The 22,713-nt window shown below is 71.4% G+C and carries 18 protein-coding genes and 1 riboswitch; of the genes, 5 read left to right on the top strand and 13 right to left on the bottom strand.

The features are described 5' to 3' along the window. Positions 1–38: 38 nt before the first annotated feature. Complete coding sequence (locus K415_RS0110980) at positions 39–638, bottom strand: transcriptional regulator (protein WP_024287104.1); 600 nt, start codon at positions 636–638, stop codon at positions 39–41. Positions 639–695: 57 nt separating this feature from the next. On the opposite strand from K415_RS0110980, the gene K415_RS0110975 reads away from it, so the two are divergent. After that, positions 696–2,024 (top strand): MFS transporter, encoded by a 1,329-nt coding sequence (locus K415_RS0110975; protein WP_231494872.1) that lies wholly within the window; start codon positions 696–698, stop codon positions 2,022–2,024. 63 nt (positions 2,025–2,087) lie between these two features. On the opposite strand, the gene K415_RS0110970 is transcribed toward K415_RS0110975, so the two are convergent. The 4 genes from K415_RS0110970 to K415_RS0110955 form a co-directional block, all read right to left on the bottom strand. Further along, entirely contained in the window at positions 2,088–2,885 is a 798-nt protein-coding gene (locus tag K415_RS0110970; RefSeq protein WP_024287102.1) for an exodeoxyribonuclease III, read from the bottom strand. Positions 2,886–3,181: 296 nt separating this feature from the next. Next, the gene (locus tag K415_RS0110965) at positions 3,182–4,081 is read right to left on the bottom strand and encodes a bifunctional methylenetetrahydrofolate dehydrogenase/methenyltetrahydrofolate cyclohydrolase (RefSeq protein WP_024287101.1); all 900 of its coding nucleotides are present in this window, start codon (positions 4,079–4,081) and stop codon (positions 3,182–3,184) included. Further along, on the bottom strand, positions 4,078–5,358 hold the full coding sequence (gene glyA, locus K415_RS0110960; protein ID WP_024287100.1) for a serine hydroxymethyltransferase: 1,281 nt from the start codon (positions 5,356–5,358) through the stop codon (positions 4,078–4,080). The genes K415_RS0110965 and glyA overlap by 4 nt, the downstream gene beginning before the upstream one ends. A 70-nt stretch (positions 5,359–5,428) precedes the next feature. Further along, a riboswitch (ZMP/ZTP riboswitch) is annotated at positions 5,429–5,514 on the bottom strand. 13 nt (positions 5,515–5,527) lie between these two features. Beyond that, positions 5,528–6,094: a GNAT family N-acetyltransferase gene (locus K415_RS0110955; RefSeq protein WP_024287099.1), complete on the bottom strand. Its 567-nt coding sequence runs from the start codon at positions 6,092–6,094 to the stop codon at positions 5,528–5,530. A 140-nt stretch (positions 6,095–6,234) separates the two neighbouring features. Here K415_RS0110955 and purU point away from each other — a divergent pair, with 140 nt between their 5' ends. After that, positions 6,235–7,107 (top strand): formyltetrahydrofolate deformylase, encoded by an 873-nt coding sequence (gene purU / locus K415_RS0110950; RefSeq protein WP_024287098.1) that lies wholly within the window; start codon positions 6,235–6,237, stop codon positions 7,105–7,107. Between the two features lie 82 nt (positions 7,108–7,189). On the opposite strand, the gene K415_RS0110945 is transcribed toward purU, so the two are convergent. From K415_RS0110945 to K415_RS0110930, 4 genes are read right to left on the bottom strand one after another with little or no spacing between them, the layout of a single operon-like run. Next, positions 7,190–8,428, bottom strand: coding sequence for a sugar ABC transporter permease (locus K415_RS0110945; protein WP_024287097.1), 1,239 nt, complete (start codon positions 8,426–8,428; stop codon positions 7,190–7,192). After that, complete coding sequence (locus tag K415_RS0110940; RefSeq protein ID WP_024287096.1) at positions 8,425–9,219, bottom strand: ATP-binding cassette domain-containing protein; 795 nt, start codon at positions 9,217–9,219, stop codon at positions 8,425–8,427. The genes K415_RS0110945 and K415_RS0110940 overlap by 4 nt, the downstream gene beginning before the upstream one ends. Next, the gene (locus K415_RS0110935; RefSeq protein ID WP_024287095.1) at positions 9,219–10,304 is read right to left on the bottom strand and encodes a substrate-binding domain-containing protein; all 1,086 of its coding nucleotides are present in this window, start codon (positions 10,302–10,304) and stop codon (positions 9,219–9,221) included. Before K415_RS0110935 ends, K415_RS0110940 begins: the two co-directional genes overlap by 1 nt. Beyond that, the gene (locus K415_RS0110930) at positions 10,301–11,419 is read right to left on the bottom strand and encodes an ROK family transcriptional regulator (protein WP_231494871.1); all 1,119 of its coding nucleotides are present in this window, start codon (positions 11,417–11,419) and stop codon (positions 10,301–10,303) included. Before K415_RS0110930 ends, K415_RS0110935 begins: the two co-directional genes overlap by 4 nt. Positions 11,420–11,862: 443 nt before the next feature. On the opposite strand from K415_RS0110930, the gene K415_RS0110925 reads away from it, so the two are divergent. From K415_RS0110925 to K415_RS0110915, 3 genes are all read left to right on the top strand, one after another. After that, entirely contained in the window at positions 11,863–13,152 is a 1,290-nt protein-coding gene (locus K415_RS0110925) for an ABC transporter substrate-binding protein (protein ID WP_024287093.1), read from the top strand. Positions 13,153–13,233: 81 nt separating this feature from the next. Continuing rightward, positions 13,234–14,139: a carbohydrate ABC transporter permease gene (locus tag K415_RS0110920; protein ID WP_024287092.1), complete on the top strand. Its 906-nt coding sequence runs from the start codon at positions 13,234–13,236 to the stop codon at positions 14,137–14,139. A gap of 32 nt (positions 14,140–14,171) precedes the next feature. Next, on the top strand, positions 14,172–15,032 hold the full coding sequence (locus K415_RS0110915) for a carbohydrate ABC transporter permease (RefSeq protein WP_081785221.1): 861 nt from the start codon (positions 14,172–14,174) through the stop codon (positions 15,030–15,032). Positions 15,033–15,060: 28 nt separating this feature from the next. Here K415_RS0110915 and K415_RS0110910 read toward each other — a convergent pair whose 3' ends face one another. From K415_RS0110910 to K415_RS0110895, 4 genes are all read right to left on the bottom strand, one after another. Next, positions 15,061–15,606, bottom strand: a complete 546-nt coding sequence (locus tag K415_RS0110910; protein ID WP_024287090.1) for a hypothetical protein — start codon at positions 15,604–15,606, stop codon at positions 15,061–15,063. Between the two features lie 81 nt (positions 15,607–15,687). Further along, positions 15,688–16,344 carry a class I SAM-dependent methyltransferase gene (locus tag K415_RS0110905; RefSeq protein WP_024287089.1) on the bottom strand — a complete coding sequence of 219 codons (657 nt, stop codon included), beginning with the start codon at positions 16,342–16,344 and terminating at the stop codon, positions 15,688–15,690. Positions 16,345–16,430: 86 nt separating this feature from the next. Next, positions 16,431–22,250, bottom strand: a complete 5,820-nt coding sequence (gene pulA / locus K415_RS0110900) for a pullulanase-type alpha-1,6-glucosidase (RefSeq protein ID WP_024287088.1) — start codon at positions 22,248–22,250, stop codon at positions 16,431–16,433. Positions 22,251–22,409: 159 nt separating this feature from the next. Continuing rightward, complete coding sequence (locus K415_RS0110895) at positions 22,410–22,691, bottom strand: DUF167 domain-containing protein (protein ID WP_024287087.1); 282 nt, start codon at positions 22,689–22,691, stop codon at positions 22,410–22,412. Positions 22,692–22,713 lie beyond the last annotated feature (22 nt).

Here is a 22,713-nt window from a genome sequence, read left to right as displayed (position 1 = left end):
CCGGCGCACCGGCCGAGCAGCCGCACCGGCCGAGCAGCTCAGTGGGGCTGTGGGTCGGGCAGGCGGGTCGGCGTGGGGAGACGGGCGGCGTCCTCGTGGATGGCCAGGAAGATCGAGTAGGGCGTCCCGGCCGGATCGGCCGGGCGGTCGGCGAGCTCCTGGAAGATGTCGGCCATCCGGCGCTCGAGCTCCGCGTAGGCGGCAGCATCCAGCCGGACGCCGAGGCGGGTGGCGCGCAACGAGCTGGGGTCCGCGTCGTCGACGTCGGCCAGGAACGCATCGATCAGCACCCGGTTCTGGTCGGGCCCGGTGGCCGCCCGCCAGGACTTCCTGGTCGCCAGGTACGGCACCTCGCGTGCGCCGCGTGCCCCACGACGCTCGGACTGCGCGGCCAGGAAGCCCCGGCCGGCGAGGGTCCGGACGTGATGGAACGTCGCCGCGGGCTCCTTGCCGAGCCGATGCGCGATCTCCTTGTTCGTCAAGGCCTCGTCGAGGCACAGCCGCAGGATCCGCACGCGGATGACCGACGCGAGTGCGCGGGCGTCGGCGTCGCGCGCGGCATCGTCCGGTGGACCGGGGGTGACCGGGGGCCGTGCCGCACCACCCTGCCCGCCCGCCATCTGCTCAGCCTGTTCCATGGCAGCCACTGTAGCCAGTGATTGACAACTCCCAATCACTAATGCATGCTTCCGACCGTGACCAGCGAACCCACCGAACGCGACGCCACCGCCGGCCAGGCCGTCCCTGGGCTCCCCGGCCCGGCGCACCGGTCGTTGGCCTTCCACCGCAACTTCCGCCAGCTGTGGATCGGCGATGCGCTCGGTCAGTTCGGCGCTCAGCTCACCGGGCTGGCCCTGCCCGTCTACGCCGTCACGAACCTGCACGCCACCGAGTGGCAGATGGGCGCCCTGAACGCCGCCGAGACGGCAGCGTTCCTGGTCATCGGTCTACCGGCCGGCGCGTGGGTGGACCGGATGCGCAAGCGCCGGACGCTCATCGTCGCCGATCTGGTCCGTGCCGCCGTCCTCGCAGTCGTCGTGCTCACGGCCGTGGCGGGGCACGCGTCGATGCCGGTCCTGTACGCCGCCGGCCTGGTCCTGAGCGCAGCGACGGTGTTCTTCGACGTCGCCCACCAGAGCTACGTGCCCGGTCTGGTCGGCCTCGAGCACATCGTCGAGGGCAACTCCAAGCTGCAGGCCACGCAGTCGGTCGCGATGGTCGGGGCACCGGCGATCGGCGGCGCACTCCTGAGGGTGGTCACGGCACCGGTCCTGATCGGCGGAACCGTGGTGACGTACCTGTTCTCCGCCCTGTTCGTCGGCCGGATCCGCGACGCCGAGACGCTGCCCGCCGTCGAGGACCGGCGCCCGCTGCGCACCGAGATCGCCGAGGGCCTTGGGTTCGTCGTCCGCCAGCCGCTGCTGCGCAGGATCGTCGCGTGCACCTCGATCGGCAACCTCTTCGGCGCCGTCTCGTCAGCCGTCGTCGTGATCTTCGTGCTGCGGATCGTCGGCCTCGACGCTGCGGCGCTCGGTCTGGTGCTCTCCGCGTCGAGCGTCGGTGGGCTGGTCGGCGCTGTGCTCGCCGACCGCGCCGCGCGGTTGCTCGGCGAGGGCCGGGTCGTCGTCGTCTCGGCGCTTGCGATGGGGCCGGCGTTCGCACTCACCCCGCTGACCCTGCCCCTGGCCGCCCTCGGGGTCCCCCCGGAGGTCCCGCTGATCGCCGGCGGCGTGCTCTTCACCTTCGCGGTCGTGGTCTACAACGTGGCTCAGGTCAGCTTCCGCCAGCGGCTGTGCCCACCGGCCCTGCTGGGCCGGATGAACGCCTCGGTGCGCTTCATCGTGTGGGGCACGCTGCCGATCGGCGGCCTGCTCGGCGGACTGTCCGGGACGCGCCTCGGGGTCACGCCGACGCTGTGGCTCGCGGCCGGCGGCGTGGCAGCGTCAGCGCTCCCCGTGCTGCTGTCGCCACTGGTCCGGATGCGCGACCTGCCGGTGCCCGCCCATGAGCCCCACCGCGCGTGAGCACCGCCGCCAGTGAGCCCCACCGACCGTGAGCCCCACCGACCGTGAGCCCCGAGAATCGAATCAGAGGTCGTAGGTGACCACGAGGGGCGCATGGTCGCTCCACCGCTGCGCGTACGACGGCGCCCGGTCCACCTCGGCCTTCAGAGCCCGGTCGGCGAGCTCCGGCGAGGCGATCTGGTAGTCGATCCGCCAGCCGGCGTCGTTGTCGAAGGCCTGGCCGCGCCACGACCACCACGTGTAGGGGCCTGGTCCGTCACCGCCGAGGCGCCGGCCGAGGTCGACCCAGCCCTGCTCGTCGAACCAGCGATCGAGGTAGGCGCGCTCCTGCGGCAGGAAGCCTGCGGCCTTGAGGTTGCCCTTCCAGTTCCTGATGTCGATGTTCCGGTGCGCGATGTTGAGGTCCCCGGTCAGGACGACGTACCCGCCCGCCGCCCGGAGCTCGGCCAGGCGCGCGGTGACCAGATCGAGGAAGTGGTACTTCTCGTCCATCGTCGGGGTCTCGGCCGTGCCGGAGTGGACGTACGTGGAGATCACCGTCAGTGCGCCGCTGCCCGGCAGCTCCAGGTCCGCCTCGACCCAGCGACCGCTGTTGCTCACCACGTCCCGGTCCAGCCCGATCCTGATCGCGCTCATCGGCAGGCGCGAGGCGATCCCGACCCCCGCTCGCCCCTTGGTCCGGCACTCGGCGTGCGCAAGGTCCCACTGGTCGGGTGGAAGGAAGTCACCGAGCATCTCCTGCGGGGCCCGGACCTCCTGCAGCAGCAGGACGTCGGGCTTGCGGGCCTCGACCCAGTCCCCCATCCGCCGCCGGAAGGCGGCCCGGATCCCGTTCACGTTGGCAGTGGCGATCGTCAGCACGCGCTCATCCAAGCCCATCGGTCCGACATCGCGCGCGCACGTCCACCCGGGGCTCCTCCCACCGTGACGCCCAGCCCGTCCGGCCAGCGCCCAGCCCGAATGGAGCGTTCGGACGCCGACGCGCCGAGCGTGTCAGGCTCGAACGCTCCACTCACGGGCCGAACGCTCCACTCACGGGCCGGACGCTCCACTCACAGGCCGGACGCTCCACTCACGGACCGGACGCTCCACTCACGGACCGGACGCTCCACTCACGGACCGAACGCTCCACCGGGCGGGAGGTGCGCCGGGGCGGGTCAGGCGGTGGTGGTCGAGGAGCGGGTGGCGGCCTCGGCGGAGTCCACCACGTTGGCGAGCAGCATCGCGCGGGTCATCGGGCCGACCCCGCCGGGGTTGGGCGAGATCCACCCCGCGACGTCCCGGACGCCCGGATCGACGTCGCCGATCAACCGGGCCTTGCCGGTCAGGTCGTCGACGATCCGGGACACGCCGACGTCGAGCACGACCGCACCGGGTGCGACGTCCTGCGCCCGGACGATCCCCGGCACCCCCGCCGCCGCGACGATCACGTCCGCCCGCTTCAGGTGCGCCGACAGGTCCCTCGTCCCGGTGTGCGTGAGCGTCACTGTCGCGTTGTGCTCGCGGCGGGTCAGGAGCAGGCCGATGCTGCGGCCCACCGTCGTCCCGCGCCCGACGACGACCACGTGCTTGCCCGCCACGGTGATCCCGTGCCGTCCGAGCAGCTCGAGGATCCCGCGCGGCGTGCACGGCAACGGCGAGTCGATCGGCTCGTTGACCCGGAGCACCAGGCGACCGAGGTTCGTCGGGTGCAACCCGTCGGCGTCCTTGGCCGGGTCCATGCGTTCGAGGACCGCGTTGGTGTCGATGCCCTTCGGCAGCGGCAGCTGGACGATGTATCCGGTGCAGGCCGGGTCCGCGTTGAGCCGGTCGACCGCCGCTTCGACGTCGGCCTGGGAGGCCGTCACCGGCAGGTCCACCCGGATCGAGGCGATGCCGACCTCGGCGCAGTCGCGGTGCTTGCCGCCGACGTACGCGAGCGAGCCGGGGTCGTCGCCGACCAGGATCGTGCCGAGGCCGGGCACGGCCCCCGCCGCCCGGAGCGCCGCGACCCGCACGGCGAGCTCCGCCTTGACCGCCGCCGCTGCCGCCGCGCCGTCGAGAACCCGTGCGGTCACTGCTGCAGACCCGGGTAGAGCGGGAACGCCTCGGTCAGCTTCTGCACCCGGGCGCGCAGTGCCTCGACATCGGTGCCCTGGCCGGCGACCAGGGCCGTCGCGATGATGTCGGCGACCTCGGTGAACTCGGCGTCGCCGAAGCCCCGGGTGGCCAGCGCGGGCGTGCCGATCCGCAGGCCGGAGGTCACGCGCGGCGGCCGCGGGTCGAAGGGCACCGCGTTGCGGTTGACGGTGATCCCGGCCGTGTGCAGGAGGTCCTCGGCCTGCTGACCGTCCAGGTCGGAGTGCCGCAGGTCGACGAGCACCAGGTGCACGTCGGTGCCGCCGGTCAGGACCGAGACGCCGGCCGCTGCGACGTCAGGCTGCGAGAGGCGGTCGGCGAGGATCCGTGCACCGTCGAGCGTGCGCTGCTGGCGGTCCCGGAACCCGTCGGTGCCGGCGATCTTGAAGGAGACCGCCTTGGCCGCGATGACGTGCATCAGCGGGCCACCCTGCTGGCCGGGGAACACCGCCGAGTCGATCGAGCGGGCGAACTCCTCGCGGCTCAGGATGAAGCCCGAGCGCGGGCCGCCGATGGTCTTGTGCACGGTCGAGGAGACGACGTCGGCGTACGGGACGGGGCTCGGGTGCAGGCCGGCTGCGACCAGGCCGGCGAAGTGCGCCATGTCGACCCAGAGCTTGGCGCCGATCTCGTCGGCGATCGAGCGGAAGGCCGCGAAGTCGAGCTGCCTCGGGTACGCGGACCAACCGCCGATGATGACGTCGGGCCGGTGCTCCAGCGCCGCCTCGCGGACCTTGTCCATGTCGATCAGGAACGTGTCGGGGTCGACTCCGTAGGCCGAGACCGCATACAGCTTGCCGGAGAAGTTGATCTTCATGCCGTGGGTCAGGTGCCCGCCGTGAGCCAGCTCGAGGCCGAGGATCCGGTCGCCCGCGTTGATCAGCGCGTGCAGGACTGCAGCATTGGCCGTGGCGCCGGAGTGCGGCTGGACGTTGGCGTGCTCGGCGCCGAAGAGGGCCTTGGCGCGCGAGATCGCCAGTCTCTCGGCGATGTCGACCTGCTCGCAGCCGCCGTAGTACCGCTTGCCCGGGTAGCCCTCGGCGTACTTGTTGGTCAGGACCGAGCCCTGGGCCTGCAGGACGGCGCGCGGGACGAAGTTCTCGCTCGCGATCATCTCGAGGGTGCCCCGCTGGCGGGCGAGCTCACCGTCCAGGACGGCCTGGATCTCGGGGTCGAGCTGCGACAGCGGCAGGTCGAGGACGTTCTCGGAGGTCATGGCTCTCCTTGCGCATCAGCAGTGTGGTGGTGGCCCCGGGTCTGTCCGGGCACGCACACTCGGTGTGGTGACCGGGGGCCCAGGCGTACGACCCGAAGTCTGCTGCTGCGTCGCTCCCCGGTGGTGACCCACCCTTCGCCAGTCGCGACCGGCTCAGACTAGCGCGTCGTCAGACGGGCTCTGCCTCGGTGGCAGCGTCCGCGGTCTCGTCCGGCTCGTCGTCGTCCGTGTCGTCGGCGTCATCGGCGTCGTCGGCGTCGTCACCGAGGATCTTGCGCAGGTACGCGTAGGTGAGGTCGCCCGCCGCCTGGTCGTACTGGTGCTCGTACCCGTGCTTGGTGTACATCGCGAGGTTCTGCAGCGAGTCCTGGCCGGTGAAGACCCACACCTCGGAGGTGTCGGCGCGAAGGTGCGCCGGGACCGCGAGCAGGAGCTGGGTGCCGATCCCCTTGCCCTGCAGGTCGGGAGCCACCGCGAGCCGACCGAGGGTGGCCTTGGGGCCCTCGAGGCCGACCCGGATCGACCCGACGAGGCGGTGCCCGATCCACGCGCCGAGCGTCACGACGTCGGGATCGGCGAGGTCGGCCCGCAGCTCCTCGAGAGTCTGGGTCAGCGGTGGGATGTTCGGGTCGTCGTAGATCTGCGCCTCGCTGACGAAGGCAGCACGGCGCACGGTCAGCAGCTCACCGGCCGCCTCGTCCCGGACGATGTCGATCCTCACCTCTGGCGTGCTCATGCAGCCATCGTCTCAGACGCCCGGGATCGGCGGGCCGGACACTCCGCCCGCAAGACGGTCGTCGGGCCGAACCGCCATCCTGCATCGACGCGACCGTGCCGCTCACGGGACCGGGCGTGAGCCGGGTAGCCTCGGGCCTCGTGACCGATGCGCCGATCGCCCCCGCCGTGCCGACCCACTGGGTGCTGAGCCTGTCGTGCCCGGATCGTCCAGGCATCGTGCACGCCGTCGCCGGTCTGCTCGCCGAGCACGGCGGCAACATCACCGAGTCCCAGCAGTTCGGCGACCCGCTCAGCGGCCTGTTCTTCATGCGGGTGCAGGTCGAGTCCCGCACGTCCCGCACCGAGCTCACCTCGGCCTTCGAGCTGCTCGCCGCCACGTTCTCGATGACCTGGCAGCTCGACGTCGTCGGCCGGCCGATGCGGACCCTCGTCATGGTCTCGACGGCTGCGCACTGCCTCAACGACCTGCTGTTCCGGCAGCGCTCCGAAGGCCTGCCGGTGGACATCGTCGGCGTGGTCGGCAACCACGTCGACCTCAAGGGCCTCGCCGAGTTCTACGGGATCGGCTTCCACCACGTGCCGGTGACCCGCGACACCAAGGCCGCGGCCGAGGCCCGCCTGCTCGAGCTGGTCGAGGAGCTCGACGTCGAGCTCGTCGTGCTCGCGCGCTACATGCAGATCCTGTCCGACGACCTGTGCCGCGCCCTGAACGGCCGGATCATCAACATCCACCACTCGTTCCTGCCGAGCTTCAAGGGCGCGCGTCCCTATGCCCAGGCCCACGAGCGCGGGGTCAAGCTGATCGGCGCGACCGCGCACTACGTGACCGGCGACCTCGACGAGGGCCCGATCATCGAGCAGGACGTCGAGCGGGTGGACCACTCACGCCGGGTCGAGGACCTGATGGCCCTGGGTCAGGACGTCGAGCGGCGTGCGCTCGCGCGAGCGGTGCGGTGGCACGCCGAGCACCGCGTGCTCCTCGACGGGCACCGCACGATCGTCTTCCGCTGAGCAGTCCGGGGCACCGAGCAGTCCGGGTCACCGAGCAGTCCGCGGCACCGAGCAGTCCGCGGCGCCGGCCGGTCCGGGTCGGTCAGCGCGTCGGCGCCGGCCGCGAGCGACGCGACAGCGCGTCGAGCGTGACCGCGAGCGCGAGGACCACGCCGGTGACGATGTAGCGGATCGAGCCGTCGACGTTGAGCAGGGTCAGACCGCTCGAGATCGACTGGATGACGAAGACGCCGAGCACGGCCGACCACGCGCTGCCGCGGCCGCCGAACAGGCTCGTCCCACCGATGACCGCCGCGGCGATCGCCGTCAGGTTGGTGTCCGAACCACCGGTCCCCTGGTTGGCTGCGGCGAGCCGGCCGGCCGAGAGCACGCCGCCGAGCGCCGCGAGCCCGGCCGACGCCATGAAGCACGAGACGTACACGCGGCGCACGGCGAAGCCGGCGCGCCGCGCCGAGTCCACGTTGCTGCCGATCGCCCGCACCGAACGGCCCCATCGGGTGCGTCGGAGCAGCAGGTCGGCCACGGCGACCAGCCCGACGAACAGGGCGAACATGGCGCCGATGCCCCGGTTGAGGTTGAGGTACCAGGTCGGCACGAGGACCACGATGCCGAGCAGGCCGGTCCGGACCGCGACGGTGGTGAGGGTCGCCGCCGGCAGCTCGGCAACGAGCCGCCGGTGCCGCTCGAGCAGTCGCGAGGCCGCATAGCCGACGACGACGACCACGACCACGACGTAGGACGTGACCGGATGCAGGAAGGTCTGCTGGCAGAACCGCACGAGCCACGACTCGTAGGGCAGGTTGACCGACCCGGTCGACCCCAGGACCCGTACTTGGATGCCGACGCACACGAGCAGGCCGGCCAGGGTGATGACGAAGCTCGGGACGCCGAGCCGGGTGAACAACCAGCCGTAGATCGCACCGACCCCGGCACCGAGGGCGACGGCAGCCACGACCGCCACCACGAGCGGCCAGCCCCGCTGCATGAAACCCACGGCGACGACGGCCGCGGCGAGCCCGCTCACCGCACCGACCGACAGGTCGATCTGGCCGACGAGCAGGATGAGGACGACGCCCAGCGTGATGACTCCGATGGTCGCCGACTGCAGCGTCAGGTTCACCAGGTTGTCGCTCGACAGGAAGTTGCTGTTGAACGCCTGGAAGACGAGCGCGAGAACGCCCAGCGCGACCAGGACCGGCATCGACCCGAGGTCACGACCCGGCCGCGGACGCCAGGGCGCACCCCCGTGCCGCCAGGACAGCTCGTGGCCTGCTGTGCGGTGCGCCCGCTCGCCCGTCGGCGCGGACCACGACCTGCTCATGAGATCTCCCCGTGCGCCCGGTCGCGGCGCGGGACGGCGGGGCCGACCCCGGTGATCGCGGCGATGATGTCCTCGTAGCTGGCCTGGTTGGCGTCGAAGTCCCCGTTGAGCCGGCCCCGCCGCAGCACCACGACGCGGTCGGCGACGGCTTGCACGTCGGTCATGTTGTGGCTGATCAGGACGACGCCGTAGCCGCGGTCGCGGACCCGCTCGACGAGGTTGAGCACCTCGGCCGTCTGGGTGACGCCGAGCGCGGCGGTCGGCTCGTCGAGCACCAGGACGCGTGGCTCACCGAGCAGCGCCCTGGCGATCGCGACGACCTGGCGCTGGCCGCCCGACAGGCTGGCGACGGGCGCGCGCACGGAGGGGATCCGCGCGGCCAGCTGGTCGAGCAGGCGCCACGCCTCGCGCTCCATCGCGACCTCGTCGAGGGCCGGCCCGTGGCGCAGCTCCTGACCGAGGAAGAGGTTGCCCACGACGTCGATGTCCTCGCACAGCGCGAGGTCCTGGAAGACGGTGGCGATCCCCAGGTGCCGGGCCACGGCCGGTGAGCTCAGCTCGACCTGACGGCCGCCGACGCTCACCTCGCCGGCGTCGGGCCGCAGCACGCCGGACATCACGCCGACGAGCGTCGACTTGCCCGCGCCGTTGTCACCGACGACGGCCACGACCTCCCGCGCGTGCACGTCGAGGGCGACGTCGACGAGCGCCCGGACCGCCCCGAAGCTGTACGAGATCCCGCGCAGGGACAGCACCGGCCCCGCCGGTTCAGCCGGTTCCACCACGTCCATCACTCCTCCTCCGCCTCGAGCAGCCCGAGGTCGCGACATGCCGGCACATAGGGCTCCACACAGATCTCCTCGACCGTGTAGACCCCACCCCGGACGATGACGTTCTGCACCTGGTCGCGGGTCACCGCGACCGGTTCGAGCAGCAGCGACGGGATCCCGTCCACCCGCGCGGTCGCCACCGGGCTCTCGCCCCGCAGCACCCGCACGGCCAGCTCGGCAGCCGTCCTGGCCTGCTGGCTGATCGCCTTGTAGACGGTCATGTCCTGGTCACCGGCGACGATCCGCTGGATGGCCGCGAGCTCGGCGTCCTGGCCGGTGACCGGCGGCACCGGGTCCATGCCGGCGGCCCGCATGGCCGAGATCGCGCCGCCTGCCGTGCCGTCGTTCGCGGCGTAGACGCCGATCACCCGCTCGGAGAACTGCGTGAGCTGGCCCTGGACCCACTCCTGCGCCTTGTCCGGGCTCCAGTCCGGGGTGTCGTACTCGGCGAGCACCTCGAGACCGGACCCCTCGAGCGCCTGCGCGAGCCCGCGCTTGAGCCCGGCCACGTTCGGGTCGGTCGGCGAGCCGTGCACCGCGAGCACGCCGTCGCCCGGTCGGATGTCGCCGCCGATCGCCCGCACGAGCGCCTGGCCCTGCAGCATCCCCACCCGTGCGCTGTCGTAGGCCACGAAGTAGTCGAGCGGCACGTCGGAGATGAACCGGTCGTAGGCGATCACCGCGACGCCGCGGGCCTCCGCGGCCGTCACGATGCTCTGCGCGGCCGCAGCATCGACGGCGTCGAGCACGAGGACACCGACGCCCTGGGTCAGGACCGACTCGGCCTGCTGCTGCTGCAGGGCCGCGTCCTGGTCGGCGTTGGCATAGAGCACCGTGCACTCCGGGCAGCGCTCGGCCACCACGTCCTCGAAGGTCGGGCGGTCGATGCTCTCGTAGCGCGCGGTCTTGGACTCGGGCAGCAGGAGCGCGATCGACCGGACCCCGAGGTCGTCGGGCGACGGGTCGGCCGGTGCGGTGCAGGCGGCGAGGAGCGCCGCGAGCGCAGCCAGGACGACCAGGCCACGCGTGGCCTCGATGAGCCTCATCCGGCGGCCACCACGGAGCCTGCGATGCTGGCCCGGTCCAGGGCGACGACGAGTGCGCCGCGGACCTCGGCTGTCGCGCCGAGCTCGGAGGGCAGCACCTCGATGTCGCCTGCCGCGCTCGGCAGGGTGCGCTGGGCCAGCACGGCGCGCAGCGGGTCGAGCAGGATCGCCCCGGCCTCGGCGAGCTGCCCGCCGACGACCACCAGCTCGGGGTCGAAGAGGTTGCACACGCTCGCCGTGGCGACGCCGAGGTGCTTGCCGGCGTCGAAGATGACCCGGCGGCAGCCCGGATCACCCTCCTGGGCGCGGGTGATCACGTCGCGCAGGGTCAGGCTGCCATGGCTGGACTGGAGCATCGCCAGCAGGACCGGCGCACCGACGAAGGTCTCGAGGCAGCCGCGGTTGCCGCACCGGCAGATCGGACCGTTGTCGTCGATCGTGACGTGCCCGATCTCACCCGCCATGCCGGACCGGCCGTGGAACACGTCGCCGTCGATCACCAGGCCACCGCCGACGCCGTGCGAGACCCGCACGTAGACGACGTTCCGGCGCCCGCGCGCAGCACCGAGCCGAACCTCCGCCAGCGCACCGAGGTTCGCGTCGTTGTCGATGTAGGCCGGGACGCCGAGCCGGCGCTCGAGCTCGTCCGGCACCGAGACGCCGTCCCAGCCGCGGAGCATCCCGACGGTGGAGACGAGACCGGTGCGCACGTCGACCGGAGCCGGCACACCGACGCCGACGGCCAGCACCTCCTGCATGCTCGCGTCGACCGACTCGACCATCTCGCTGATGAGCAGGGCCGCGCTCTCCAGGCCGGAGTCGGCCCGGTGGTCCGGGGGCAGCGGCATGCGCTGCTCGGCGACGATCCGGTGCGTCACGTCGGCGAGCGCGACCCGCAGGGACCGGGTGCCGAAGTGCACTCCTGCGACCAGGCCGAGGTTGCGCGCGAGGGTGACCTGCTGCGCCCGACGGCCGCTGCGCGAGGTGGGCGCGGTGTGCAGGAGACCGCTTGCCGTGAGCTCCTTGACGATGTTCGACACGGTGGCAGGTGACAGCCCGGTCACCCCGGCCAGCTCGACCTGCGTCAGGGAGCCGCGCCGCTGGACCGCACTCACGATCCTGGCCCGGTTGGCTTCACGGAGTGAAGTTTGAGAGCCGGGAGTCACCCGGTCATTGCCCACAGCGGGAAGGATACACAGGGCGACCTGGGCGACTCGGCACCGCCACTCCTGGCTTCACTAAGTGAAGACATCGATTCTCCCGTGACGAACGACCGCGCGGTCGCCGAGCACTGCTCAGACGCCCCGGGCCCCCGGTGGGTCGCCGGTGGCGGCCCGTGGCGCGCGAAGATCACGATTGGGGCACGCTTGCGTACACTTCTTGACACCAAAAGCCGCCAGTCGTTGGATCGGCCTTAGGACGGCAGAGCGATCTGCGTCGTTCGGCCCTGCTGCCCGCGATGATGCGCTGCAGCAACCCGCAGGGCGATCACCTCAGTGTCCCGGGCCGGGCCCTCACCTGACCCCATCCGTATGGCGACGAAGGCAGAGGAGACACGATGCGAACAAACCGGAGGTTCATCGCAGCGGCGACAGGGCTGGCCTTGGCAAGCCTCGCCCTGACGGCCTGCGACTCGGGCGGCGAGTCCGACGACACCGGTGACACGGGTGACGGGACGGCCGCGGAGGAGGTCGAGGTCTTCACCTGGTGGGCCAGCGGCTCGGAGAAGCTCGGCCTGGACGCGATGGTCGGCGTGTTCGAGGAGCAGCACCCCGACGTGACCTTCATCAACGGCGCGGTCGCCGGCGGTGCCGGTTCGGCCGCCAAGGACCTGCTCCAGTCCCGCCTGCAGGCCAACGACCCGCCGGACACCTTCCAGGCGCACGCCGGCGCGGAGCTCACCGACTACATCACCGCCGGCCAGCTCGAGGACGTCTCCGCCCTCTACGACGAGTTCGACCTGCGGGACGCGTTCCCGGCCGACCTTGTCGACCGCCTGACGGTCGACGGCAAGATCTACTCGGTGCCGTCGAACATCCACCGGTCGAACATGGTGTGGGCCAACCCGGCGGTGCTCGAGGAGGCGGGGCTCGACCCCGCAGCGCAGTACGCGAGCCTCGACGACTGGTTCGTGGCCCTCGACGCGGTCCAGGCCACGGGCAAGACCCCGCTGTCGATCGCAACGACGTGGACCCAGGTCCACCTGCTCGAGAACGTGCTGCTCGCGGACCTCGGCGCCGAGGCCTACTCCGGTCTGTGGGACGGGACGACCGACTGGGCCGGCGGCGAGGTGCTCGGTGCGCTCGAGGACTTCGAGAAGCTGCTCTCGTACACGAACACCGACCGTGACGGCCTCGACTGGCCGGATGCCACCCAGCAGGTCATCGACGGTCAGGCCGCCTTCAACGTGATGGGCGACTGGGCTGTCGCGGCCTTCGACGAGGCCGGCAAGGAAGCCGGGACCGACTTCATCTACTTCCCGGTGCCGGGAACCGATGGCGTCTTCAACTTCCTCGCCGACTCCTTCACCCTCCCGGTCGGCGCCCCGCACCCTGACGGCGCGAAGGCGTGGCTCGAGACCGTCGGCTCCGCCGAGGGCCAGACCGCGTTCAACAAGGCCAAGGGCTCCATCCCGGCCCGCACGGACGCGAACCCCGAGGACTTCAGCGAGTACCAGCAGACCGCGATCGAGTCCTTCGGCCAGGACACGATCGTCTCCTCGCTGGCGCACGGTGCCGCAGCGCCGATCGCGACGCTCAACGGGATCTCCGACGCGACCAGCAAGTTCACCACCGGGGCCTCGGACGTCGCGACGTTCCAGTCCGAGCTCGCCGAGGCCGTCGGCTGACGACCGCGCAGTGCCCGATGCCGTCCCGCCGACCTCCGTGAGGCCGGCGGGGCGGCCCGTCCGTTCGAGGGAGAGGCCGCCGTGCGTCGCGTCGTCCGTCGTTGGGGTCCGCCTCTCCTGCTGATCTCGCCGTCGTTGGCCCTGCTCGCGGTCTTCGTCTACGGGCTGCTCGCCGTCAACGCACACACCTCTGCCACGGACATCCACACCTCGGCGCAGGCCACCGGCCAGCTGCCCAACAGCTTCGTCGGCCTGGCGAACTACGCGGAGCTCCTCGGGGACGACGCCTTCCAGCACTCCCTGCGGAACCTCCTGCTCTACACGGCCGTCTTCCTCGGCGGCACGATGTTCTTCGGCTTCCTGTGGGCATGGCTGCTGGACCGACCGGTGCGGTTCGAGGGCCTCTTCCGCTCGGTCTACCTGTTCCCGATGGCCGTCTCGTTCGTCGCATCCGGCGTGGTGTGGCGCTGGCTGCTCAACTCGAACCAGGGCGAGGCGGCGTCCGGCCTGAACCGGCTGTTCCAGATGGTCGGTCTGGGCTTCCTGCAGAACAGCTGGTGGAACAACGTCAACTGGGGCATCGCCGCCATCGCCGTCCCGGCCATCTGGCAGCTGTCCGGCTACGTGATGGCCCTGTTCCTCGCCGGGTTCCGGGGTATCCCGGAGGAGCATCGCGAGGCCGCCCGGATGGACGGTGCCAGCGAGTGGCAGCTGTACCGGTACGTGATCTTCCCCCAGCTGAGCCCGGTCGCCCTTGCCGCTGTGATCGTCGTCGGCCACATGTCCCTCAAGGCGTTCGACCTGATCATGTCGATCTCCAAGCCCGCCAACTACCAGACCAAGGTTCCGGCCATCGACATGTACGTGTTCAAGTCGAGCTTCGACTACGCCAACTCGGCGGCCGTCGGCGTCGTGCTCCTGGTGATCGTGGCGCTCCTGATCGTTCCGTACCTCGTGCACCTGAACCGCAAGGGGGCCGACTCGTGACCGCCGTCGCCCCGGCCGCGCTCACGGCACCGCTGGGCAAGGTCCCGGTGGTTGCCGGGCCGAGGCCCAAGAGTCGTCTCTCGATCGGCAGGACGCTGCGCTACGTCGCGCTCCTGCTCTTCCTGCTCGTCGTGCTGATCCCGGTGTACGTGCTGCTCGTGACGAGCTTCAAGGGGGCCGGGGACGCCGCTCCGACCCGCGCCTGGGACCTGCCGCAGGCCTGGACCCTGGAGAACTGGCGAGGCGCATGGACCGCCCTGTCCCCCGCCCTGTGGCGCACGGTCCAGATGGTCGTGCCGGCCGCCGTCATCTCGTCCTTCCTCGGCTCGATGAACGGCTTCGTGCTGGCACGGTGGCGCTTCCCGGGCGCCGACGTCGTCTTCACGCTCATCCTGTTCGGGATGTTCATCCCGTACCAGGCGGTGATGATCCCGCTGCTGCAGCTGATGCTGGGGGCGGGCGTGCCGAGCGGCGTCCCGTCGCTGATCCTGCTGCACGTCATCTACGGCCTTCCGATCACGACGCTGATCTTCCGCAACTACTACATGTCCGTGCCCGAGGAGCTGGTCGAGGCGGCCCGGGTCGACGGGGCCGGCCTGCTGCGGACCTACGCGTGGGTCGTGCTGCCGATCTCGGTACCCAGCTTCGTCGTGGTGCTCATCTGGCAGTTCACGTCGGCGTGGAACGACTTCCTCTTCGCCGTGTTCTTCTCCTCGAGCCAGAACGGTCCGGTCACCCTCGCGCTGAACAACCTGGCCAACGGGGCGCTGCTGCAGGACTACGGCATCTCGATGGCCGGCGCCCTGCTGGCCTCGCTGCCCACGCTCCTGGTGTACATCCTGCTCGGCAAGTACTTCATCGGCGGCCTCATGTCCGGCTCGGTCAAGGGCTGAGCGAGCCAACGGACGATCGGCGCACGGATCAGCCGCGGCGGTACTGCACCGCTCCCCGGACGAGCGCGACGATCCCCCACAGGACCGCACCCCACAGCACCGTGAACCTGCCACCCGGTTCCGCGAAGGCGTAGGTCAGCCCGGTGACCGCGAGCCCGGCTGCTGCGATCCCACCACCGATGAGCATCGCGCGCTTGCCTGCCTGTCGCTCGGCCGACGGCCCCACCGCGAACGGCGAGACCCCCGGGGCGTACATGGCGCCCGCCGGGGCGTAGGCCGCACCCGGGGCGTAGGCCGCACCCGGGGCGTAGGCCGCACCTGAGGCGTGAGCCGGGCCCGCCGGCGACGTGCCGGTGGCGAAGCCGTCGTACGGCGGCGCGAGCACCGCCCCGGTCGGTATCAGGGTCGCCGACGCGGGCGCGTGGGCCGGTGCGTAGGTCTGCGGATCGGCACGCCACCACAGCCAGTCGGCCGGTGCCGGCGGCCAGCTCGGGTCGGGCTGCCAGCCCTCCGGTGGGGTCCATCCTGCTGGTGGCGTCGGCCAGCCCGGAGGCGAGTTGAAGGTCTGGGTCACGCCCGGACAGTACCGGCTGTGACGATCATGCCGGTGGCGCAGTCGCCCCGGGCGCGGCAGATTCACCCACCTGCACCAGCGTCAACGCCGGCGGGCGACCGCGACGAGGTGGGGGCTCAGGCCGAGCACGCTCGGCTCCACCTCGATCACCCGCGCGGCCTGCAGGATGGCCTGCCGGTCCGCCGGCTCGTCCCAGCGCGACGCCAGGTGCCTGAGCCATGGCGCGAGGCCCTCGACACCGACGACCTCCAGCACCTCGAGACCCGCGTCGTCCGCCTCCGTGCGCAGCTCCTCCGGTCGGTGGAAGTACGCCGTCGTGAACCAGCCGGGGTCCCCCGTCGGGTTCTCGTGCCGACCGGTGGCGAGGTCCGCCTCGACGAGCGTCCGGAACCGCGGTTCGAACAGATGGCCCTGAGCCAGACCGTCGAAGAGGGACGCGAACCGGGAGATTGCCATCCCGAGCACGAGACCGCCAGGGACGACGACGCGCGCCGCCTCCCGCCAGGCGGCGACGCGGTCGGCCCGCTCGGGCAGGTGGTACAGCGGGCCGAACATCAGCGCGACGTCGAAGGTCGCACCACCGACGTCCGGGACGCGCTGCGGCCCGGCGGTCAGGTGCCGACGGACGATCTCCTGGACGCGCGCGTGCTCGAGCCGGCCCAGGCCACCCCGCAGCCGTGCGTCCTCGTCGACATGGTGCTCGTAGTGCTCGCGGATCTCGTCCGGCAGCGCAGTCATCCGGGCACCGCACGCGGGTGCCCGGACGACTGTCGCCGGAGATCGGTGCCCGCCGCCGACCGACGGGCCCCGCACGCAGGTCCGTCTCAGCTCGGGCGGCAGCCGCCCGATCCACCATGGCCACCGCCGTGACCGTGGCGCTGGTCGTCGACCAGCGCGGTCACGGTGCGGGCCGGGACGGTCACGGTGCCGGTGGCGACGTCCCACCCCGTCTGCCGCACGACGTCGTCGCTGCCGGCTGCCAGCACCGGCGAGAGCGCGTACGTCGTGCCGGCCAGGCCGTCCACCGGAACCGTGATCTCCTCGTCCGAGGCGTTGAACACGACGAGCAGGCCGTCCAGGCGGCGGTCGACGTCGCGGCCGACCGTGTCGTCGACCCGCATGACGATCACACCCGGTGCCGCGTCGGGTCCGCTGTTGGGGAACGTGACCTTCTGCTCGATCAGGCCGGCGTCGCCCAACCGGAAGAGGTCGGTCGAGAACCGCAGCCGCAGCATGTCCTGGGCTGCCGCCGTCGCCGCTGCGATGTCCTGCGGCGTCGGCACCAGCGCCGGGTCGGCCAGCAGCGGCTGCTGGTAGGGCCACTTGGCGGCGTTGTCCCCGGCCGGCGGCAGGCCACGGCCGAAGCCGTTCTCCTGGCCGGTGAAGTCGAGCTCGTTGAACCAGTCGCCGGAGTTGTAGCTGTTGCGGTCCAGCGACTTGCTGCGCAGCAGGTCGGTGCCCGCGTGCCAGAACGACGGCGTCTGGGACAGGGCCGTGGTGGCCAGCGACAGGGTGTTCATCCGCACCCGGTCAGCCATCGGGGTGTCCGTCGGCAGCTTGAGCGTCAGGGCGTCGAAGAGCGTCTCGTTGTCGTGCGCGTCGACGTAGGTGATGACCTCCTCCGGTGACGTCGCGTAGCCGGCCGGCTGGCCGTTGTAGTCGAGCTCGGCACCCGTGGTGACCTGGCCGTCGCTGGCGACGAAGGAGTAGTCGCGCAGGTTGCCGGCGAGCCCGAGCCGGACCAGGTCGCCCTGGTGCTGCAGGCGGGCGAGCTGCTCGTCCTCGGTGCCGTTGACCGCCGCCCCGTTGGGGTCGGTGTAGGCGCCGCTGCCGAAGCCCTGGATCCGCGGGTCCTCGTCGAAGGGCCCACCGCCCCGGACCGCGTCGCGCAGCCGGTCGCTGAACGTACCGATGCCGGTGCCGTCGAGCTGGCCCTGGGTGGCCTGGGTGAAGAGCCGGTTGTCGGCCACCTCACCGAAGTTCCAGCCCTCGCCGTACAGGTAGACCTTCGAGCCGTCGACGCCGTCCTTGCGCATCGTCAGCTCCTCGAGCGCATCCCGGACCGCCTGCATCGTCTCGACGCTGTGGTGACCCATCAGGTCGAAGCGGAAGCCGTCGACCTTGTACTCGCTGGCCCAGGTGACCACCGAGTCGACCATGAGCTTCTCGGTCATGGAGTGCTCGGTCGCCAGGTTCTGGCAGCACGTCGACGTCTCGATCGCGCCGACCGCGTTGAGCCGGTGGTAGTACCCGGGCACGATCCGGTCCAGCACCGACTTCGGGTCCTGGCCGCTCGCAGCGGTGTGGTTGAACACCTGGTCGAGCACGACCTGCAGGCCGTCGGCGTGCAGCGCCCCGACCATCGTGCGGAACTCGGCGACCCGGGCACCGCCGTCGGGGTCGACGGCGTAGGAGCCCTCGGGCGCCGAGAAGTGCAGCGGGTCGTAGCCCCAGTTGTAGCCGTCCGCATCCCGGATCGGGTCGATGCAGGCCTGTTGCTCGATCGAGTCGGGCGCGAAGGATGCCAGGTCGCACGGCGGCGTGGCCTGTGCGCTGCGGTCCTCCTCGATCGACGCGATGTCGAACGTCGGCAGCAGGTGCACGGTGGTCAGGCCGGCTGCGGCCAGGTCGCGCAGGTGCGTACGGCCGGCACCGTTGACCGCGAAGGCCCGGTAGGTGCCACGCAGCTCGGCCGGGACCGTCGCGTCGTTGATCGAGAAGTCCCGGACGTGCAGCTCGTAGATCGTCTGGTCGACCGGCTCGACGACGGGCTGGCGCGTGCGCTCCCACTGCCGCGGGCGGTAGGCCCGGTCGTCCAGGTCGACGAGCACCGAGTGCGTCGAGTTGACGGTCAGTGCGACCGAGTACGGGTCGGTGACCTGGTTGACCTCGACCGCGTCGGTCGACGGCGCGTAGACGGTCACCTCGTACAGGTACGAGGCGCCGGACCAGAACCGCTTGCCCTGGACCGTCCAGGTGCCGTCGGACCGGCGCAGCATCGGCACCCGCTCGGGCTCGGCCGTGGTGTCGCCGTCGCGCCACAGCAGCACGTCGACGTCCTGCGCGGTCGGTGCCCACAGGGCGAGGGACGGCGTGTTGTGGCGCCACGTCGCACCGAGCGCGCGTTCGGCCGCGTCGGCCGCGTAGAGATCGTCGACGACCCCGGGGATCTGCACCCCGGTGATCGCCGTCGCCGCCGCGTCGGCCCCCGGACCGTCGTACTGGCCCACCAGGAGCTCACCGGTCAGCCAGGTGGCGACGTCGGGCTGCGCGACGCCGTCGAGGTGCAGGGCGAGGTAGCCCTCGAGCGCCGGGAAGCGTTCGAGCTGGGCAGCACTCAGGCCCGCGGGGTCGAGCACCAGGTCGACCGCCTCGCCGCCGGTGACCGCGTTGTCGACGACCTCGAGCGAGGCGTCCGGCGCGTGGTGCAGTCGCCAGACCAGGGTGGCCGGGTCGGCGCCCTCGGGCACCAGGTCGGCCGGCCAGGCGATCGTCGTCGCGTCGACCCAGTGCGCCTGCCACAGACCCAGACCAGCCAGCGGCGGGTCGGTGACCTCGATGGTCAGCAGGTGCGTGGCGATGTCGTAGGTGAAGGTGATCGGCTTGCCGCCCGGGGCCGAGAACGGGATGTTCGCCCCGCCCGGTGTCCCGCCGACACCGTAGTTCTCGTCCCACCCGAGGTTGTGCGCGACCTTGAGCTCGTACGCCCCGGCCGGGATGGCGGCCGTCGTGTACGTGTAGGTGCCGTCGCCCTCCTTGTCCTGGAGGGACGTCACGACGCAGTCCGGCTGCCAGTCGCCCGGGCAGCCGACCTCGCTCTGGAACGAGCCCGGCAGCGTGATGAGCGGGCCCTGGGCGCTCGAGCTGAACCACTTCGTGGCGTCGTCGTAGACGAAGGTCACGGCCTGGGGCTCGGCGAGCGAGAAGGTCACGTTGTCGCCGCCTGCCACACCGCCGGCGCCGTAGTTCTCGGTCCACGCGCCGTTGATGGCGATCTTGTACTGCCAGCTGCCGGCCGGGACCGTGAAGGTGCCCGAGTAGACGCCGTTGCCGCGGTGCGTGAGCATGATCGCCTCGCACTCGGGCTGCCAGTCGCCCGGGCAGCCGAGCTCGCTGTTCAGGTCGCCCGGGATCGACACCTGGATGTCCGTCCGGCCGGTGCCCGGACCGGGCTCCTCCGGCTCGTCCGGCACGACACCGTTGACGGCGACGCCGACCGACCCGAAGCTCGAGGCGGCCACCGCCGCGCCTGCGGCGTCCACGCTCACGGCGCGGTACTCGACGAGGGTGCCGTCCGCGAGGCCGGTGACGTCGTGGAAGACCCGCGGCGACGTCGTCTCGGCGGTGCCGAGCGGTGTCCACGCGTCGTCGCCGACGACCCGGTAGGCGAAGGAGGTCTCGGACCAGACGTCGTCCGCGACGTCCGCCCGGACCGGTGAGACCCCGGAGAGCGCAGCACCGGCGACCGGCAGGTCGACGGCGATGTCCGCGGCACCCGCGGCCACGGGTGCGTCCGCCACGAGCACCACGGCGGCCAGCGCCGGGACCGTGAGGGACACCAGGCCGTCGGTGTCCGCGGTGACCGCCGCGTGGTCGCCCAGCAGCGAGGTGAAGCCTGCGCCGGGAGTCAGGGTGTCGACTGTGACCGAGGTGGCGGAGGTGGCGTTGTTCACCGCGACCAGGTGCTCGATCTTCTCGTCCCGGTCGACGCGGGAGAAGGCATACACCGAGTCCTCGCCGGCACCGGTGTCCGGCCGCTCGATCTGGGCGCCGGTCTGGAGGGCGGGCGTCGTGTCACGCAGCGCAGCGAGCGCAGCGATGTGGTCGTAGAGCGGCGCGTCGGTGTCGAAGCGGTCGACCGACCCGACGGTCTCACCGGTCAGCAGCTGCTGGTCGGTGTACTCGGCGACCTGCGACGCGAAGAGCGTCTGACGGGCGCTCTTGTCGCCGCCGAGGCCGGCGAAGCCCTGCTCGTCGCCGTAGTAGACGACCGGCTGACCGCGCGTGAGGTACATCAGGCTGTGCGCCAGCTCCGACCGCTCGAGGCCGTTGCCGTCGCCGGCCACGAAGTAGCCGATGCGACCCATGTCGTGGTTGCCGAGGAAGGTCGGCAGGGCCGAGGCGCTCGTCGTCGGTGTCGTGTACATGTCGTCGCCCGCGAAGAGCTGGGTCAGACCGTCCGGGCTGAAGCCACGGGCGAACGTCGAGGCCGAGGACTGGAACGTGAAGTCCAGGACGGAGCTCATGTCGGTCCGGCGCACGTAGGGCGAGAGCTTGGCCGGGTCGGCGTCGTACACCTCGCCGAACATGAAGAAGTCGGGCTTGCCCTGCGCGTGGGCGTAGTCGAGGACCTCGGTGGTCCACTGCTCCCAGAACTCGAAGTTCACGTGCTTGACGGTGTCGATCCGGAAGCCGTCGATGCCCAGGTCGATCCAGCCCTCGTAGACGTCGACGAAGCCGTCGACCACCGTCGGCTGCTCGGTCATGAGGTCGTCGAGGCCGGAGAAGTCGCCGTACGTCGTCGACTCACCGGTGTAGGTCGAGTTGCCGCGGTTGTGGTAGAGCGTCGGGTCGTTCAGCCACGCCGGGACCTTGACCTCGGCGTCCTCGGGCGCGACGACCGGCGTGTACGGGAAGGAGTTGACGGGGTCGAGCGCGGGGAACGTCCCGGTGCCGGCGTACGTGGCGGGGTCGAAGGCCGTCACGCCGTCGGCCTCGTAGTACGGGCTCGTGGCCTGGTCGATGTAGGAGTACTGGCCCTCCGAGTAGTCGATGACGTCGGCGGTGTGGTTGGTGATGATGTCGAAGTAGACCTTGATCCCCCGCGCGTGGGCGTCGGCGATGAGGCCCTCGAGCTCGGCATTGGTGCCCAGGTGCGGGTCGATCTGGGTGAAGTCGGTGATCCAGTACCCGTGGTAGCCCGCCGAGGCGTCGGCGCCGGTGCCCTGGACCGGGCGGTTGAGGAACGACGGCGTGAGCCAGATCGCCGTCGTGCCGAGGCCGTCGATGTAGTCGAGCTGGGCGCGGAGACCCGCCAGGTCGCCACCGTTGTAGAAGCCCTTGTCGGTCGGGTCGAACCCGGTCGTGAGGCGGTCACCGGTCAGGCCACCGGTGTCGTTGAGGGGGTCGCCGTTGGCGAACCGGTCGGTCATCACGAAGTAGAACTGCTCGGCTGACCCCGGCTGGCGCACGGGTGCGGCGACCAGGGCGTCGTCGGCCGGGGTGTGGTCACCGGTCAGGGCCGTGGGGGTCAGCGCGATCCGGTGCGTGGTGTCGTCGTAGGTCACCCGGAGGGTCGTCGGGCCGGCGATCACCAGGGGGATGTTGTCGCCGCCGCCGTCGCGTCCGTACGCCTCGTCCCAGGTGTCGTTGAGCGCGACCTTGTACTGCCAGGAACCGGCCGGGACCTCGAACTCGGCGGCGAACTGGCCGGGCGTGGCCGTCGCGGCGAGCTCGGTCGCGGGGCAGTCGGGCTGCCAGTCGCCGGGGCAGCCGAGCTCGCTCTGCAGGTCACCGACGAGGGCGACGCTCGTGGCGACCGCCTGCGCGGTGGGAACGAGCGGACCGGCGAGGCCCACCGCTCCGGTCAGGGCAACCGCGAGGGTTGCCAGCAGGGCGGTCGCTGCGCGCGTGGGCTTGGCCATCGGGGACTCCCTTGTCACCACGTTCTTCACCCGGGTGAAGTCGGGTGTCCCCGGACTGTAAACCATGCTGCAACTTGCAGCAATGGGATGAATGCGGTCGGCGTCCCTGCTGGTCGGGCCCCGCTACACGCCGTGACCGGGCGCGGGCCGCCGCGCAGATCAGCCCTCGAGGAGCTCCACGAGGCGCTGAGCGACAGCGGCAGCGGGGCTGTCGATCTCGATCACCTTGTCGCGACTGGTCGCACCGGTGAGCAGCCGGACGTGACGTCGTCGGACGCCGAAGGCCCTGGCGACCGCCTCGAGCACCGCTTCGGTCGCGGCGCCCTCGACCGCGCGGGCGCTCACCGCGACGACGAGCCGATCGGCGTACGCACCGCCGACCCGCGTCCGGGACGCACCCGGCCGCACCCGGACGGCCACCCGGGCCCAGGTGTCAGCCACGGGCCCGGCCTACCCGACCGGT

Source organism: Cellulomonas sp. KRMCY2 (assembly GCF_000526515.1).
Taxonomy (GTDB): Bacteria; Actinomycetota; Actinomycetes; order Actinomycetales; family Cellulomonadaceae; genus Actinotalea.
Note: the sequence above shows the minus strand (reverse complement) of the source record. Positions and strands in the feature narration are given on the sequence as shown.